This is a genomic window from Enterovibrio norvegicus FF-33, assembly GCF_000286835.2.
In the GTDB taxonomy this organism is placed as follows: Bacteria; Pseudomonadota; Gammaproteobacteria; order Enterobacterales; family Vibrionaceae; genus Enterovibrio; species Enterovibrio norvegicus_A.
Map to the genome: position 1 here is coordinate 2,965,932 of NZ_AJYD02000038.1, position 16,360 is coordinate 2,982,291.

Genomic DNA, 16,360 nt, shown 5'->3' on the forward strand with positions numbered 1-16,360 from the left:
TTATTTAACACCAGAACGGTATTTATGCGGCTTCCACTCTCCCCATTTTGATTCAAAGATTGCTTTATTTCTGTCCATTAGTTCCTGTTTTTTATTGTCTTTTAGTTTATTAAAACTGGCTGACAAATGATGATGTACGAATGATTGCTCTACAGCGGCTATCTTCCATCCACAGTTTTTAACGCGAATACAATAATCATCATCTTCAAAAAAACCTAAACCATATTCCTGTGACATATCACCAACAGATTCAAAAACGTTCCGCGTTATAGCAACACAGAAAAAAGCCGCACACTCTAAAGGATATAATTTACCAATATTCCTCGAGTAATAGTCAATAACTTTCACATTCATATCTGACCAATCTGAATAGGCCAAATTTATTTTTGACTCGTTACCAATGTTATTTGTTACAGGGCCAATTAGGCCAAGATCTGAGTTTTTATTAAATGTATTAACTAAGGCACCAAGCCAAAATGGACTGACATATGTATCGTTATTTAACAAAACAAGAATCTCACCTGTAGCTCGCCTCAGTCCGACGTTATTTCCGCCAGAAAATCCCAAATTCTGATCATTTAAAATAATTTTATAATTATCCACACCATGATAATTACGAGACAGATATTCTCGAGTTCCATCCGTAGACATATTGTCCACAATAATGACCTCATAATTATTGTATTTAGTATTTCTTCTGATACTTTCCAAGCATTCTTTGGTCAATTCTAGATTATTGTATGTTAGAACAATTAAACTCACTTTTGGATGCTTCTTATTAAGCAATTTTATTTGTTTGTGTATTTCTTGTGCCCTATTGCTCCAATCATGCCCCATGGCCCATTCTTTTCTACTTTTAAGCAGAGCACTATCTTTCGACTCGTCCATGGCTACTTGCATTAGTTTAATGAAGTCTTTATATGACTCTGCCACATGAACCATATCATCAATTATCTTCACTTCAGGCATTGCTGTGCACACAACAGGTTTTCCTGCTGCTAAATATTCGTAGACCTTAACGGGGTTTGTGCATAACGTTAGTTCAATTAACTTAAACGGTATCAAGCAAATATCAAAGTCAGCTAGGAAACCCGTTAGTTTGTCATAGGGTATTTCCCCAAGAAACCTTACATTCCCGAGTTTCTTAGCTTCAGATACATCGCAGGTCACATTGCCAATCATTATGAAGTCCCAATCTTCATACGCTTTGGCACATCGAATTAATAATTGAACATCAAACCATTCGGCTATTGCTCCATAATAACCAACGATCGGTCTGTTTTTATTTAAAAGGTTTATTGTGTTCGGTCGTTTAGAAAAATACTCAACCTCTGCACCGTTTCTTATAATAACGTTTTCTTTCTTTTCTGCTACAATTTCAGATAAGCGCTGAGCTGTTGTAATGACCAAATCTGAGCATTCAAGAAGGAGCTCCTCCTCTTTCAACATTTCGTCTTCATTGTTGTCAAATCCCTCATGGTGATCCATACAATCGTAGATGATGTCATTTGAAGGCAAGGCTTCTACGACTCTTCGCCAAAAAGGTAAATTAACTATCGACTGCGTGACATCCATTCCCAAAGACAACCTTAGCCAATAAATACTATGCGTAATGAATTTGAGTAGCTCGGCATCTAGATGGTCTTTATAAATATTAACACCGTGTCTATTAATATTGAGCTGACAAACTACAACATTACACGCAGGGCTTTTAATGATCTTAAACCCTGGTTCAGGACAAACATTAAATGTGGTTGTAAGGTATACAACTTTGTAGTCTAATTCACCTAGCCCACGGGCCAAATGTTGAGGACGCTGAATGCGAAAGTCCCAGTCTATAACAGGGAAAACTAATATGCTAGATTGCCTATTTTCTTTACTAAAGACTCCAAGACAAGAAAGATCACCAGTAATCTTTGGATTTATTACTGTAGTTAATTCCGAATTAAATTTTTCAGTTGACTCAAGTGTCACAACGCCAACATTTATCGCCTTTTGATATAAATGAAGTAATTGGTGCCTTCTTTTAGGCGGGAGTTTATAATACGCACTTCTTAGCAATTTTTTAGCGTTAATCTTAAACATTACATACCTACACTGTACATTTACAATATATTTTGGAATTACTTTCGAATCTTATCCACTATTTTAGCAAGAATTCTTAAAGGATACCTATCGAATAAATGCTGTATTCTTAAAGCCTGTTCATATTCAAGTTTCAATTCATCATTTTCAAAACTCAACCTGTCAATTTCTTGGTTTGCATGTGCCAATTGTTTATCCAAAGATTGGGCCCATGACGAAACTTCATGTACACTACTTTCAGTTTCTTTCAAGCTTTGAATCCAATTTTCATATCCAAGAATTGAATCTTGTAAAACTTTGTTTTGAAATCTATTAACATCCAATTCACGTTCTTTAAAATATGAACCATGATCGAAAAAGTATGCTTTTGACTCATCACTAGTTAATTTTTTAAGCTTATGGCGACGTAAATGCGTTTCAGCGTCAAAAAATTTTCTCTCAGAAAGAAAATATTGGTGATACGTTAAATATACGAATTTAAGTAGTAAATCATCTTCGATGTCAGCTTCTGGGCTATCTTGGAAGATCGAGTTAGTTTTTGACTTTGTCGCATCTACAATAATTCTATCTTCTGTATACGGCGATTTACCAAACGTATACACTTTCTTCCCAGCTAAGCAGGCTTCAAAACCGAGTGACGAATTGATTGTAAATACGTCGTTGGATATGGCAATAAGCTCTTCTGTTGATATTTCATTGTCAGCAACAATTGCTCTCTCATAAGTATCTAATTCGCAATCTGGTTGACCCGGGTGTTTTTTGATTACGAACCATGTGTTTTCATCACCATACGTTAGACAATCATTAACAAACTCTTTCATTGTTTCATATTTCGAACCGGCAACAATGTTTGAATCATCCTCAACCTGAAGCACGACTAATACGATCCTACAACTTTCAGGTATATCAAGAGAGTCAAATATATATTCCCTCCTTTGGTGACGTGGTTGAGGGTAGTTGCTTCTAACTTTAGCTAAAGTCAATCGAGAAATTGTTTTTTCGTGTTCAGACAGTTTAAAATCGCCAAATTCACTCCAAAAATCTAAAAAAGCGCTCTTGTTATTAACTCCATCTGGGTCACTGTAATATATAGTCGGATTTGGTGTTCTTGATATACCTAACTCATTAAAATATATACTTATTTTATTTGTATAACATTGCTGCTTTAATAGACCGTCAAAGTTCCAGCAAAAAACAATTTCTGGTAATTGATCACTTAGCATGTTTGACAAAAACTGCTCATGCAATTCATCTGATTCGCTATTTAAGATACGTTTCCAACGTTGAAACCATGTTGCATTGTCATAGTCAACGTTATATGTTGACGGGCTTATAGTTGACCAGCCATCTTTTGAGATTTTTTGTGCCAATTCATTGGTTGAAATAAACACGACATCCCAATCTTGATGCCTAAATGATTCTGCTAGTTTTTTATATCGGTCATATATACACTCGAATGTCAAAGCACTCTCACGCATTTTGAAAGGTAAAAGATAAAATGCAACTTTGTTTGTTTTCTTCCTTTCTTCAACGATAGCATCACTCGATTTTAATATTGTATCAGAAGCAACATCCGCTTTTATAACACAGTTAGCTCCGATTACACTATTATCACCTATTGTAACTCCTTTAAGGATAGAAACATTGCTACCTATCCATACATTTGAACCAACAGTAACTTGAGCAAGAGACATGCCTTGGTTAGCTATTGGTGTATTCTCTTTTATATGGTGAGATGAGCTCGTAATTATTGTATTTGCACCAATAAGTGTATTGTCGCCGATTAATATGTTACCTGTTGCATTAACCCAACAGCCGTAGCCCAAAACGGAATTCTTACCTATTTTAAATTTGCCACCATTGTGATTTTCTATCACAACATTTTCCCGTATCTCCACACCGTCTGCGATATCATAGCATCCATGTGAGATATTCGGTTTAAATATCGCAGAGCCAGCAATAGAGGCAACATCGGAAACTATTGATTTATTTTTCTTGCCTTCCATCTCTTTTGGCTCTCTATCTTTGATAACTGTATCAATAAACCCGATAGTCATATTTTTCGGATACTTACATATTGCAAGCGCAAAGCCCCAATGTATATTTTCATCTATACGAATGAATCTATCCTGATCCTGTATTCGTATTTCAACCTCGTGAAAGTAGTTGGATAAAATACGTTTCAAGTCATCATTGGTAAACTCGAGTACATGATAACTGTTCAACGGGTTCTCACGACTAGTTTCGCGAACTGGTGTTGAAATTACAAGTTGTCCATCAGGTTTAAGAACTTTCATAAAACCATCAAGTAATATTCTTGGGTCTTCTACATGCTCCAACGTTTCAAGGCAGACTACCGTATCGACAGGTTCTAAACTGGGGGCTAACTCTCGAATGTCGCCGCACACGAATTTCAAGTTATCAGCTTTATATTTGTTTTCAGCAAACCTGATAGCATCGGGATCTATATCTACGCCTATTATGTTTTTGCAGTACGCCTTTAATATATCGCTTCCATATCCACTACCACAGGCACAGTCTAATACCAAAGAATCACATGTTAACTGTTTTGCTGCGAATTGATATCTGGATTCATGCCTTTCTATATTATCCAAATCTTCAGCATTCGATTCTATATTGAGTTGAGAATCAGATGAAAAATATAACCTTTCGGTAGCCATTACTTACCCCCTTCATCAACATGAACTGATGGCTTCATGTTAATGAAACCCATGCAATTAGTATCACCTGAAATGGTCAACAATTTCATCCCCCAACGATGGTCATGTTCAATAAAGGGCATATTTTCAGGAAAATCAACCAATCCAGCATTAATTGTATAAGAACCTACAGCCAGGAAGTTGGGAACGCTAATTGTAATCTCTTTTTTCCCTTTAGCACCATTTAACTTTAGACCCATTTGCTTAGTATTTACGCCCCAAACATCAATTCCGGAAGCATTTCTTAAGGTTAAGGTCACTACTGGATGTTCAAAATCATCATATAACTCATATATCAGTTTAAATGAAATATCACTGTTCGCTTCAATATCCAAAACATCATATTTGCCTTTTGAAGATACAATAACGTCATCTATAATCCCACCACCTTCGCCGAACCTATATTCAGAACGTATTTCACTTTGGCTTTTCAACCAAGTTATTTCATTTGTTTTCATTAGCTCTTGATACGAGTTAACAACAACGTCGGGTGTAGAGTCTAAAATCATTTTCCCTTTATCAATTAAAATTGCCCTGTCACAGGTATTTCTTACCGCAGTTAGATCATGTGAAACAAAAAGCACTGTACCGCCTTTAGACTGAAATTGCTCAAATGCTCTGTGACATTTACTTTGGAATAAATAATCTCCCACAGAGAGAGCTTCGTCTACAATCAGTATGTCGGGATCGACATTGATTGCGACGGAAAAAGCCAATCTAACAAACATTCCACTAGAATATGTTTTGACCGGTTTCTCGATGAAATCTCCAATATCTGCAAACGCTTTAATGTAAGGTATGCGTTTCTCTATAGTGGTTTTATCTATCCCTAATAGAGAAGCATATAGGTAAATATTTTCAATGCCAGTAAACTCAAGATTAAAACCAGCGCCTAATTCAAGCAGTGCTGCTACTTTTCCGTTTACTTCGACAGTGCCCTTAGATGGGTTTATTGTTCCTGCAATCATTTGTAGAATTGTTGATTTGCCTGCTCCATTTGCCCCAACAATACCAACTCTCTCTCCTTTCTTCACTGAAAAGGAAACATCTGACACTGCTATAAAATTGTCTGCACCATCCATGCTTTTATTCGCAAGCAAACGATAGACACTGCGGATTGGTGTTTTGAATTGGTGGAATTCTTTTGTAATTCCTGAAATTTTGATAGCTTCATTACACAACATCTGAAAAACCTCGACTTAGCCTTCTGAATGCGATCTTTCCTAGACAGTAAAAAATAACTGATAAAACTGAATATATCGCATATCCATATAGTGAGAATTCAGTTGTAGCAAATGCCATAGATCTAAAGCCATCTACTACAAATGAAATTGGATTAATGTAAACCACACTTTGGACCACCTCAGGCAATGTATCAATCGGAAATAGAATTGGACTTGCGAATAAAAATAGCGTGGACGCCAAACCTACTACATGCACAATATCTTTTATGTACACACCAAATGAGCTGAATATATACGATAACCCCAATGTCAGAATTAGAAATGGCGGTGCTATAATCAGCATTCCAAAAAATGCATTAATTGCGTCCCCTCCTGTCACGATTATCGCAGCTATAAGTAACGAAAAGCCAATTAATAGGTTGAATATATGTGAGATGAAATTGGAAATAACAAGTACTTCCAGTGGGAACACGACTTTTTTGACATAGTTGCCATTAGACGTAATTAACTGGCTACTTGTTGATAGCACTTCTATAAAAAAGAAATGAAATATTAAACCAGAAAACAATATAACAGGGTAACTTGCAAGACTCCCATCCCCCCACTTGGCTTTAAATATAAAACCAAATACAAAGGTATAGACAGTCAATAAAAAGAGTGGATTTAGGAGGCTCCAACATATACCTAGCATTGAACCTTTATATCTTACGTGTATATTTCTTTTTGAAATCTGTTGAATTAAATCTCTATTTTTTAGAACGTTCAAAACAATAATCCCTAGTCTAGCCTAGCATGCTGAATCAATGAGGTAGCTTTTTTGTCTTTCTCTGATAATTGTGGTAACTTGCCACCTTCAATAGGCCATTTGATCCCAATATCACCATCATTCCATATAATTGACTGTTCAACTGTCGGGTTATAGTAATCGGTGCATTTGTACACGAACTCAGCCTCTTCGCTGGTTACATAAAATCCATGCGCAAAACCTTCTGGGACCCATAGTTGACGCTTATTCTCTGCTGAAAGATAAACTCCAACCCACTTGCCAAAGGTTGCCGAGTTTTTCCGTATATCTACTGCCACATCAAACACTTCACCTGATACGACGCGAACTAGCTTACCTTGGGTATTTTCTGTTTGATAATGAAGGCCACGAAGAATACCTTGCTTTGACTTTGAATGGTTATCTTGTACAAAATGTATTGGCTTTCCTGTCACCAATTCTTCAAATTTTTTATGATTCCATGTTTCCATAAAGAACCCACGCTCATCACCAAACACTGTAGGCTCGATGATCTTTACATCTGGAATATCTGTCTCGATAATATTCATAATTAACTCTTGTACTCTTCTAAGTTCTTTAAGGCTTCTTTCCAGTCACTCGCATCTATCGATAATGCACTGGTGATTTTTTGAGTACTTAAACGGGAGTTAGTTGGCCGCTTTGCCCGTGAGGGATAATGGGCTGTTGTAATACTGCTTAAGCTTGGCTTTTTCGTGATAACGGCTTGCTCGACTGCCGTATTGAAAATAGCCTCTGCAAATTCATACCAACTAACATGAGGCAAACCTGAATAGTGATATACCCCATATTCTAAGGCGTCACCTTGGGTGATGCGCATGGCTATTTGAATTAACGTCTTTGCAATATCACCTGCATACGTTGGCCCACCAAATTGGTCTCCAACAATACCTAGCGCATCTCTATCGGCACCCAAGCGCAACATGGTTTTTACAAAATTATTGCCCCTCTCACCAAACACCCATGCGGTTCGAAGAATTATGTGTTGAGCGCATGCTTCTATTACAGCGATTTCACCAGCAAGTTTACTTTCGCCATAAACCCCTTGCGGATTTGGGATGTCGCTTTCTTCATACTCGCTCTCCTTATTGCCTTCAAAGACATAATCCGTCGATATATGAAGTATTGCAGCGCCTACACCTTCCGCCGCTTGTGCCAGGTATTTTGGTCCATCGCGGTTAATCGCATAAGAGAGTTCTACTTCTTCTTCCGCTTTATCAACCGCAGTATGCGCTGCCGCGTTAATAATGATAGTTGGCTGGAACTCTTCAACAGCGGCTTTCACCGCATCTTTATTGGTTATATCAAGGAGTTCTTTATCAAGAGCTAGCACTGTGGTTTTTTCTTTGTTAGTTAATTGCTCAGTAAGGCAATAACCCACTTGACCATAACAACCCGTAATTAGTACACGCATTATCTCAGACCCGTTTTTTGGCTGTCATTTACTAGACGAGTCAAATACTGACCGTATTCATTTTTCATCATCGGTTTTGCCAGTGTTAACACCTGCTTATCATTCAACCAACCATTGCGCCATGCAATTTCTTCTAAACACGCGACTTTTAAGCCTTGAACATTCTCTATAGTTTGAACAAAAGAAGACGCTTCATGAAGGCTTTCATGTGTGCCTGTATCTAGCCATGCAAAACCTCGACCTAATAATTCTACGTTCAGTGAACCATCATTAAGATACATTTCGTTCAAAGTAGTGATTTCAAGCTCTCCTCGATGGGATGGCTTAACTTGCTTTGCCATTTCTACAACACGGTTATCGTAGAAATAAAGACCTGTTACTGCATAGTTTGATTTTGGTTCTTCTGGCTTTTCTTCAATCGATACAGCTTTCATATCTTCATCGAATTCAACCACACCAAAACGTTCTGGGTCTTTAACTTGATAGCCAAAGACCGTTGCTCCTGATTCTCGTGAAGCTGCTTTATTAAGGGTTTTTGAAAAAGACTGGCCATAGAAGATGTTATCACCAAGTACCAAGCAAACGCTGTCGTCACCAATGAATTCTTCACCGATGATAAACGCTTGAGCTAAACCATCCGGGCTAGGTTGAATCGCATATTCAAGTTTAATACCAAAATAGGATCCATCTCCCAACAAGCGCTTAAAGCCAGCATTATCTTCTGGGGTAGTGATGATTAAAATATCTTTAATGCCTGCAAGCATTAAAGTTGAAATTGGATAGAACACCATTGGCTTATCGTAGATAGGCAGAAGTTGCTTTGATACACCACGAGTTAATGGGTACAGACGCGTGCCTGAGCCACCAGCAAGAACAATACCTTTCATGGATTTAAGTTCCTAGATTAAGAGGTTCGAAGCTCGAATTAGAGCCAGATAATAAAAATTAAAGACCCGTTAGTTTGAGCCGAAACGTTCGCCAGTGTATGAACCGTCAAGAACGCGTGACCACCATTCTTGGTTGTTTAGGTACCATTCAACAGTTTTTCTAATGCCGGATTCGAAGGTTTCTTCTGGTTTCCAGCCGAGTTCTCTTTCAATTTTTGATGCGTCGATAGCGTAACGTACATCGTGACCAGGGCGGTCTTTTACATAAGTAATCAGATCGTTATAGTGTCTGACACCCTCTGGCTTGGTTGTGCGAAGCTCTTCAAGCAAGTCGCAAATCGTGTTCACAACTTCGATGTTGGCTTTCTCGTTGTGCCCACCAATGTTGTAGGTTTCGCCTACTTTTCCTTCCGTGACGACTTTGTAAAGCGCGCGGGCATGGTCTTCGACAAATAGCCAATCACGAATCTGCATTCCATCACCGTAGACAGGCAATGCCTTGCCTTCCAAGGCGTTAAGGATCATTAGCGGAATCAACTTTTCCGGGAAATGGTATGGACCGTAGTTGTTAGAGCAGTTTGTCACAAGGGTTGGTAAGCCATAAGTTCGTAGCCAAGCTCGCACTAAGTGGTCGCTAGATGCTTTTGACGCGGAATATGGGCTCGATGGTTCATAAGAGGTCTCTTCGGTGAAAAGATCATCCGTGCCCACCAAGTCACCATAAACTTCATCGGTTGAAATATGGTGGAAACGAAATGCTGATTTTCGTTCTGAATCAAGTTCATTCCAGTAACTTCTTGTTGCTTCCAACAATACATATGTTCCAACGATGTTGGTCTCGATAAATGCTGCTGGCCCATCAATTGAGCGGTCTACGTGAGACTCAGCTGCTAAATGCATCACAGTGTCAGGTTTGTGTTCTTTGAAAACTCGATTCAGTGCTTCTCGATCACAAATGTCGACCTGCTCAAAAGCATATCGTCCATTTTTACTGACTTCAGTCAATGATTCTAAGTTACCTGCGTAGGTCAACTTGTCTACATTGACCACGCTATCTTGAGTATTATTGATTATGTGGCGCACAACCGCCGAACCAATAAATCCTGCACCACCGGTGACGAGTATTTTCATGTTCAAACTCTTTTTTAAATCTAAAATTAGCGAATTTACACGCTACCGCCCTTAGGTGTCGTCCCCAAAGCACGCGATAGCTAGAATTTTCGTTCTCGAATGTTTGTACTATTTTCTTCTCAACACACTGTTTTCAGTGGAGACTTCCACCTGACGGCTGAGCAAGTTGATCAGCAAGATCGAGCGCATTTCCCCATCCGCTTCTTTGTAAATAGCATCAGAGCCTTCAAATTGGCCATCTAACACTTCGACTTCATCACCTGGCTTCAATATGTCATTGAGTTGATCACGTTGCTCATCTGAATCCTCATGAGCCATTAGGCTCAAAATCAGTTCAAACGGAACAGTACAAGGCACTGCACCATGCCTCACAAAATCTACAACACCACGGGTTGAACGGACTGTGGTATACGCGATTTTTTCGGGGTCAAAGGAAGCAAACACGTAGTTTGGAAAGAGAGGTTCAAGCTGCGGGGTTCTTTTACCGCGGCGAATTTTTTCAACCGTGACTTGAGGGTAGTAACAGTCGACGCCTTGTCGCTTGAGGTGCTGCTCTGCGCGTTGTTGCTCGCTGCGTTTACAATAGAGCAGATACCATGAATTCATTATATTTCTCGCCGATGTCCTAGCTAGCCAATTTTGCACCGTCTCTGCGACGCGACTCAAGAGTATATTAGGCTGGTCATCGAGCAGCAAGGGCTGTGCAGCCGACAGCTCAATTTGTCTGCACTAGTTCATAGTTTGAATTGTTGTATGTGGCATTTTTCAGAAAAACAAAAGGCCACATTTGATGTGCGGCCTTTAATGAGCAGGTTTTGAGAGGATTTATATTTGTGAATTAAGCACTCAAACGTTGAATATCTAAGCTAAAGCTGGTGAGCCCGACTTCACTGAGTGAAACGCGCACATTTCCGCTTGCCAGATCAATCGTTTGAAAATGCTCACTAGCAGCATCTACACCTAGCAGATGGTCGTTGTTGACGATGATAGCGTTTCCTGTCCCATCAACCACGGCGTTTAGCCCTGCGGACAACACACTAAGTTCGTTATCGGCGGCATTGAGTATGCCAAACATGGCTCTGATGGGGCTGGCGTAGGTCGATTTTTTAATGGCATGTTCTATTTGATGAACAAGATGCACAAAGCCACGTTCGTCTGCGTCTTGAGATCGCAGGTATTCGTTGAAAAACGCACGAATCATCAGCGTGGTTGCGGTGCCGTTTTTTCCTGCTGAGCCGCTATCCACCATGTAGAAGGCCATTTGGCCATCCATCATCCACGTATAATCAAGCACCACTGGGCTGGAGTCTGCTGATTGCAGGGAATGGTATGAGAGTCTCCAATCTCCTTGGCGTGAGTCTTGGTCTGGCATCAACCCCATCAGTAAATCTCTTGCATTGCCGGGATTATCGAGCAAGTCATCGAGATGCCACTTCAATTCTTCGGTTAATGGCTGGTCGCCGCCTTGTGCGAGCTTAAACCACTGCTGGCTAAAATCGGCGTCGCTACTCGTACCACCGTCTGCATCTTCTAAAACAGAAATGATGGCCGACTTCACCACCATGATGTCGTCAATGGGTTTAATCAGAAAATCTTTGACGCCAAATCGCAATGCCTGTGCGACATCGGACATCCCGCCCGTGCCAGAGATGACGATCACAGGGAGCATGGGATATTCGAGGCTGACTTCCTCTACGAATTCCAAACCTGTCATAACAGGCATAGATAAATCACTGAGCAGCAGATCGGGAATGCCTTCTCTGAGTGCTTTGAGCCCATCAAGACCATTCCCCGCCTCTCTAATAATGCACCCTTCTTTACGTAGAAAGCCACCGATGATCCGAATGAACACGGGATCATCTTCAACAATCAGAACCTCTTTACCTTCCAACACTGTCTTGTTCTCCTGATTGGGGGCTAATTTACGCTTGACGAACGTCGCCGAATCTCTTTAGGATAGTTTGAAATCCGCTACGACGTTGCAACATACACGTAATTCTCCGTACCAGTACACATAACCTGATGTATACAGAAAAGAAAAAACTCGCCCAATAAGTTAGCTATCGCATGAACATTACGCGAACTACGACGCTGCTTATTGATATGAGACAACGAAAAGTCCGCCTTGTTAATTTCAAATGGCTAACTCCTTGCCTTTTTATTGAAGGCAATCGCATTATCGTGAATACACATGAAACTTGATGACCTAAATCTCTTTCGTCTTATCGTCGAAAACGGCAGCTACACCTTAGCTTCAAAGAAAACAGGTATACCTGTCGCTACATTGACTCGCCGTATACAAGCGCTTGAGGAAGACATAAAGATTAAGCTTCTTCATCGTGATGCGAGAAAGCTATCGTTGACCGAAGCCGGCCAAGGTTTTTACGAAAAGTGCTCCCCTTTGCTCGAACAATTGATGGAGGCGACTGAAAGCCTCTCTGAATGTTGCAAAGGGGAGTCTGGAACGCTCAAAATCAGTGCGCCGTCCAATATAGCAATGAAACTGCTGCAGCCCATGTTTAGCGCATTCTTGACTAAATATCCTGATATCAAGCTCGACCTTGAGCTGTCAAATGATTCAACCGCGCAGCATTCTGATGATCGTCATGCTTTTATCCGCATTGGCCCACAGCGCGATTCATCTCTGATTGCACGAAAGCTGCACACGGTAAAAGACATTCTCGTTGCTAGTCCTGAGTACACCACAAATCATTCTCCGTTAAGCGATGCAGCGGATCTCACTCAGCATCATTTGTTAAAGGGGTGGCCTCTGATGCGCTGGCGACTAACAAATCAACAAGGCCAGCAGCTATGTATTACGCAACAAGGCCGTTTTGAAGCATCAGAGCTTCGGTTAGTGCGCGCAGCCGCTAAAGATGGATTGGGTATCGCATTAATACCTGATGTGCTGGTACAAAAAGACATCGAATCCAATGAACTCGTCCAAGTACTTCCCGAGTGGACAACCTGCCCCCGCGATATCTTCCTGATGTACCATGGCAAAACTAACTTGCCTGCCAAGCTGCGCGCATTTATTGATTTTGCATTTGGCTATTTTCATACAAACAACACTCAAACGTGACCTAGTTCACTGAATGTCCCAAAAGCGATAAGTGCTTAAAAAATCAACACACTTTTGCCAATGAAAACTTGCTAAGCCGCCCGGTGACCGCTAAATGTTATAGGGATGTAAAACCATAAAGCAGCGATATCTTTCTCTGCACAAACGTTAACGATGGTTTCTGCAAACGGAAGGAGCGATTATGATTTTGGGACACTTGCTAGGTTTGTATACCCATCCGAAAGAGGAATGGCAAAATATTGATGACCGCCATGAAGGCGCATCAAGCAGTTTGGGTCACGCTGCCATCATGGCGCTTATACCACCAATTTGTGCCTATTACTCGAGTGCGCACATTGGTTGGAGTATTGGTGTCGGCGACCCGATTTTTCTGACGGAACAAAGCGCACTAATTATTGCTGGCGCCATGTATTTTGCCCTGATCACGGGTGTGATGGCTCTCGCCTACCTGACTCTATGGATGAGTCGTACTTTTGGTTCCGATCCAACTTACACGCAAGCGCTTGAGCTTTCTGCCTACACGGCCACTCCTGTCTTTATGGTAGGTTTAGCCGCGCTCTTTCCTGTGGTCTGGTTCGTCATGCTGGTCGGGTTGGCAGGTATCGCCTATTCGATTTACCTTCTTTACACTGGTGTGCCAATCATCATGCACATTCCTGAAGAACGTGGATTTATTTATGCCAGTTCAGTGGTCACCTGTGGGTTGGTTCTGCTTGTCGCAATTTTGGCAAGTACTGTGATCATGTGGAATGTCGGCTTTGGCCCCATGTTCGTGAACTAACCGAGTATGCTCTCCGTTGAAAGCTGATGAGTCATTGGCAAAGCTCACAACTGAAAACACGAGATACAAAAAAGCGCGGTCGCTATTGCAGTGACCGCGCTTTTTATTTGTCTCTGTTTTTCTTAGCTCTCGTTATAAATCTCGAGGTTTGCTAGTTCTTGCTGTTGCTCGCGAAGCTCTTTGGTTTCATCGTTTCGCAAGCTATCAATATACTCAAGGTATTCTTGATTGATGTCCTGGGTAACGTATTGACCGCTAAATACAGAGCTGTCAAATTGCTTCACGTCAGGGTTACCCTCTCGTACCGCATCTTCTAAGTCAGCTAAGTCTTGGAAAATCAAGCCGTCAGCACCAATGATGCTGCCGATTTCATCCACTTCACGGCCGTGTGCAATCAATTCGTTAGCACTTGGCATATCAATGCCGTAAACGTTAGGGAAACGAACTTCTGGCGCCGCAGAGGCCATATATACGCGTTTCGCGCCGGCTTCTCGTGCCATTTCGATGATCTGCTCAGAGGTTGTGCCGCGCACGATAGAGTCATCAACCAGCAGCACTGATTTACCTTTGAACTCAGAGCGAATTGCGTTGAGCTTGCGACGAACAGATTTACGACGCTGCTGCTGACCAGGCATGATAAAGGTACGACCAACATAGCGGTTTTTCACAAACCCTTGGCGATACGGTTTATTCAGCTCTTGAGCGATTTCCAGCGCGATGTCGCAAGACGTTTCTGGGATAGGAATCACCACGTCAATGTCGAGGTCATCCCATTCACGACGAATTTTCGCACCGAGTTTCTTGCCCATATTGATACGTGCGGCATATACCGAAATCTTATCAATGAAGGAATCAGGACGAGCAAAATAGACAAACTCAAAGATACATGGCGACAGTGACGGAGTATCTGAGCACTGACGTGTATACAACTGTCCATCAAATGTAATGTAAACCGCTTCACCCGGCGCAACATCACGCACGAAATCAAAGCCGACTGCATCAAGGGCAACCGACTCAGACGCGACCATGTATTCTTCACGATTGTTCACAGTGCGTTTGCCCAAACATAATGGGCGAATACCATGCGGGTCACGAAATGCGATAAGCCCATGACCAATGATCATTGCCACGACAGCATAAGCACCGCGAATTTGTTTATGCACTGCGCGAACAGCTTTAAACACATCTTCTTCCGTCAGAGGAAAAGCGGCAGCTTCATCGATTTGATGAGCAAGAACGTTGAGGAGAACTTCAGAATCAGACGTGGTGTTAAGGTGGCGGCGGTCTTGAGCGAAAAGCGACTCACGCAGTTCATTCGCGTTAGTGAGGTTTCCGTTGTGCGCAAGTGTAATGCCGTAAGGTGAGTTAACATAAAACGGCTGTGCCTCAGACACACTAGAACTGCCGGCTGTTGGATAGCGCGCATGCCCTATCCCAACCGTTCCCTGCAAGCGTTGCATATGCTTGAGTTGGAATACATCTTTTACCAAGCCGTTCGCTTTTCTTAAGCGAAAGCGGTTGTTGTCAATAGTTACAATGCCGGCGGCATCCTGACCACGGTGCTGAAGTACTGTCAACGCATCGTAAATTGACTGATTAACCGGGGTTTCACCCACGATTCCAACAATCCCACACATGTATGCTGTTCCTTGTAACGCAAAAGTAAGCCCAGGGAACTGTTTTACGTTTTCCTGCCTTTATCTGCTAAAAGCAGGCTGACGCTAGATCACCTTGGGCAAAAAGCTGGAGCTCTGCTCCAAATACGAGAAAAACCATTCAATCACTACCCCAAACTTAGGGATCAATTGTGATTGTTTCCACTCGCTGGCGCTGGAAAAATTAGTGAACGCATCGAGGAAGAACAATAACGCAGCGACTATCAGTACGCCGCGAATACCGCCAAAAACCACGCCTAGCACTCTATCAGTTCCAGAAAGGCCTGTTTTTTGAACTAATTGCCCGATGACATAGTTCACCACAGCGCCAACAATTAAGGTGGCAATAAACAGCGCCGCAATAGCAGCGCCATTTCGAATCATTTCGTCATGGATGTTCGTGAAGTAAGCGGCCAATTGCGGGTAGAAATTACTCGCGACAAAGAAGGCGCCAAACCAAATAACCAGCGATAACGCTTCTTTTACAAATCCACGGACCAAGCTAATCAATGCTGAAAAGCTGATCACTCCAATAATGACGTAGTCTATCCAATTCATCTTTTAATCATCTGAGCGATTCGCGCGCATTTTAACAGAAAAAATGACGACGCAAACGTTT

At 41.4% G+C, this 16,360-nt stretch carries 14 protein-coding genes; 2 read left to right on the top strand and 12 right to left on the bottom strand.

Features of this window, described 5'->3' with window-relative positions; genetic code table 11:
• From A1OO_RS23170 to A1OO_RS21225, 10 genes are all read right to left on the bottom strand, one after another.
• Positions 1–2,085 (bottom strand): glycosyltransferase, encoded by a 2,085-nt coding sequence (locus A1OO_RS23170; RefSeq protein ID WP_017004369.1) that lies wholly within the window; start codon positions 2,083–2,085, stop codon positions 1–3.
• Between the two features lie 38 nt (positions 2,086–2,123).
• Positions 2,124–4,766 (bottom strand): methyltransferase domain-containing protein, encoded by a 2,643-nt coding sequence (locus A1OO_RS21185; RefSeq protein WP_017004370.1) that lies wholly within the window; start codon positions 4,764–4,766, stop codon positions 2,124–2,126.
• Positions 4,766–5,989 carry an ABC transporter ATP-binding protein gene (locus A1OO_RS21190; protein ID WP_017004371.1) on the bottom strand — a complete coding sequence of 408 codons (1,224 nt, stop codon included), beginning with the start codon at positions 5,987–5,989 and terminating at the stop codon, positions 4,766–4,768. Before A1OO_RS21190 ends, A1OO_RS21185 begins: the two co-directional genes overlap by 1 nt.
• Complete coding sequence (locus tag A1OO_RS21195; protein WP_050998975.1) at positions 5,979–6,755, bottom strand: ABC transporter permease; 777 nt, start codon at positions 6,753–6,755, stop codon at positions 5,979–5,981. The genes A1OO_RS21190 and A1OO_RS21195 overlap by 11 nt, the downstream gene beginning before the upstream one ends.
• An 11-nt stretch (positions 6,756–6,766) precedes the next feature.
• A complete protein-coding gene (gene rfbC, locus A1OO_RS21200) occupies positions 6,767–7,321 on the bottom strand; it encodes a dTDP-4-dehydrorhamnose 3,5-epimerase (protein ID WP_017004373.1) in 555 nt (184 codons plus the stop codon).
• A gap of 2 nt (positions 7,322–7,323) precedes the next feature.
• A complete protein-coding gene (gene rfbD, locus A1OO_RS21205; RefSeq protein WP_017004374.1) occupies positions 7,324–8,205 on the bottom strand; it encodes a dTDP-4-dehydrorhamnose reductase in 882 nt (293 codons plus the stop codon).
• Positions 8,205–9,092: a glucose-1-phosphate thymidylyltransferase RfbA gene (gene rfbA / locus A1OO_RS21210; RefSeq protein WP_017004375.1), complete on the bottom strand. Its 888-nt coding sequence runs from the start codon at positions 9,090–9,092 to the stop codon at positions 8,205–8,207. The genes rfbD and rfbA overlap by 1 nt, the downstream gene beginning before the upstream one ends.
• Positions 9,093–9,161: 69 nt before the next feature.
• Complete coding sequence (gene rfbB / locus A1OO_RS21215; RefSeq protein WP_017004376.1) at positions 9,162–10,223, bottom strand: dTDP-glucose 4,6-dehydratase; 1,062 nt, start codon at positions 10,221–10,223, stop codon at positions 9,162–9,164.
• Between the two features lie 108 nt (positions 10,224–10,331).
• Positions 10,332–10,829, bottom strand: a complete 498-nt coding sequence (gene rfaH / locus A1OO_RS21220) for a transcription/translation regulatory transformer protein RfaH (RefSeq protein ID WP_017004377.1) — start codon at positions 10,827–10,829, stop codon at positions 10,332–10,334.
• Positions 10,830–11,061: 232 nt separating this feature from the next.
• Positions 11,062–12,117 (bottom strand): response regulator, encoded by a 1,056-nt coding sequence (locus A1OO_RS21225; RefSeq protein WP_017004378.1) that lies wholly within the window; start codon positions 12,115–12,117, stop codon positions 11,062–11,064.
• Positions 12,118–12,414: 297 nt separating this feature from the next.
• Here A1OO_RS21225 and A1OO_RS21230 point away from each other — a divergent pair, with 297 nt between their 5' ends.
• Entirely contained in the window at positions 12,415–13,305 is an 891-nt protein-coding gene (locus A1OO_RS21230) for a LysR family transcriptional regulator (protein WP_017004379.1), read from the top strand.
• A gap of 181 nt (positions 13,306–13,486) precedes the next feature.
• On the top strand, positions 13,487–14,086 hold the full coding sequence (locus A1OO_RS21235; protein ID WP_016960195.1) for a Yip1 family protein: 600 nt from the start codon (positions 13,487–13,489) through the stop codon (positions 14,084–14,086).
• Positions 14,087–14,208: 122 nt separating this feature from the next.
• Here the strand turns inward: A1OO_RS21235 and purF are convergent, their stop codons facing one another.
• Both purF and A1OO_RS21245 read right to left on the bottom strand, forming a co-directional pair.
• A complete protein-coding gene (purF, locus tag A1OO_RS21240; RefSeq protein ID WP_016960194.1) occupies positions 14,209–15,723 on the bottom strand; it encodes an amidophosphoribosyltransferase in 1,515 nt (504 codons plus the stop codon).
• An 84-nt stretch (positions 15,724–15,807) separates the two neighbouring features.
• On the bottom strand, positions 15,808–16,299 hold the full coding sequence (locus A1OO_RS21245; protein ID WP_016960193.1) for a CvpA family protein: 492 nt from the start codon (positions 16,297–16,299) through the stop codon (positions 15,808–15,810).
• Positions 16,300–16,360 lie beyond the last annotated feature (61 nt).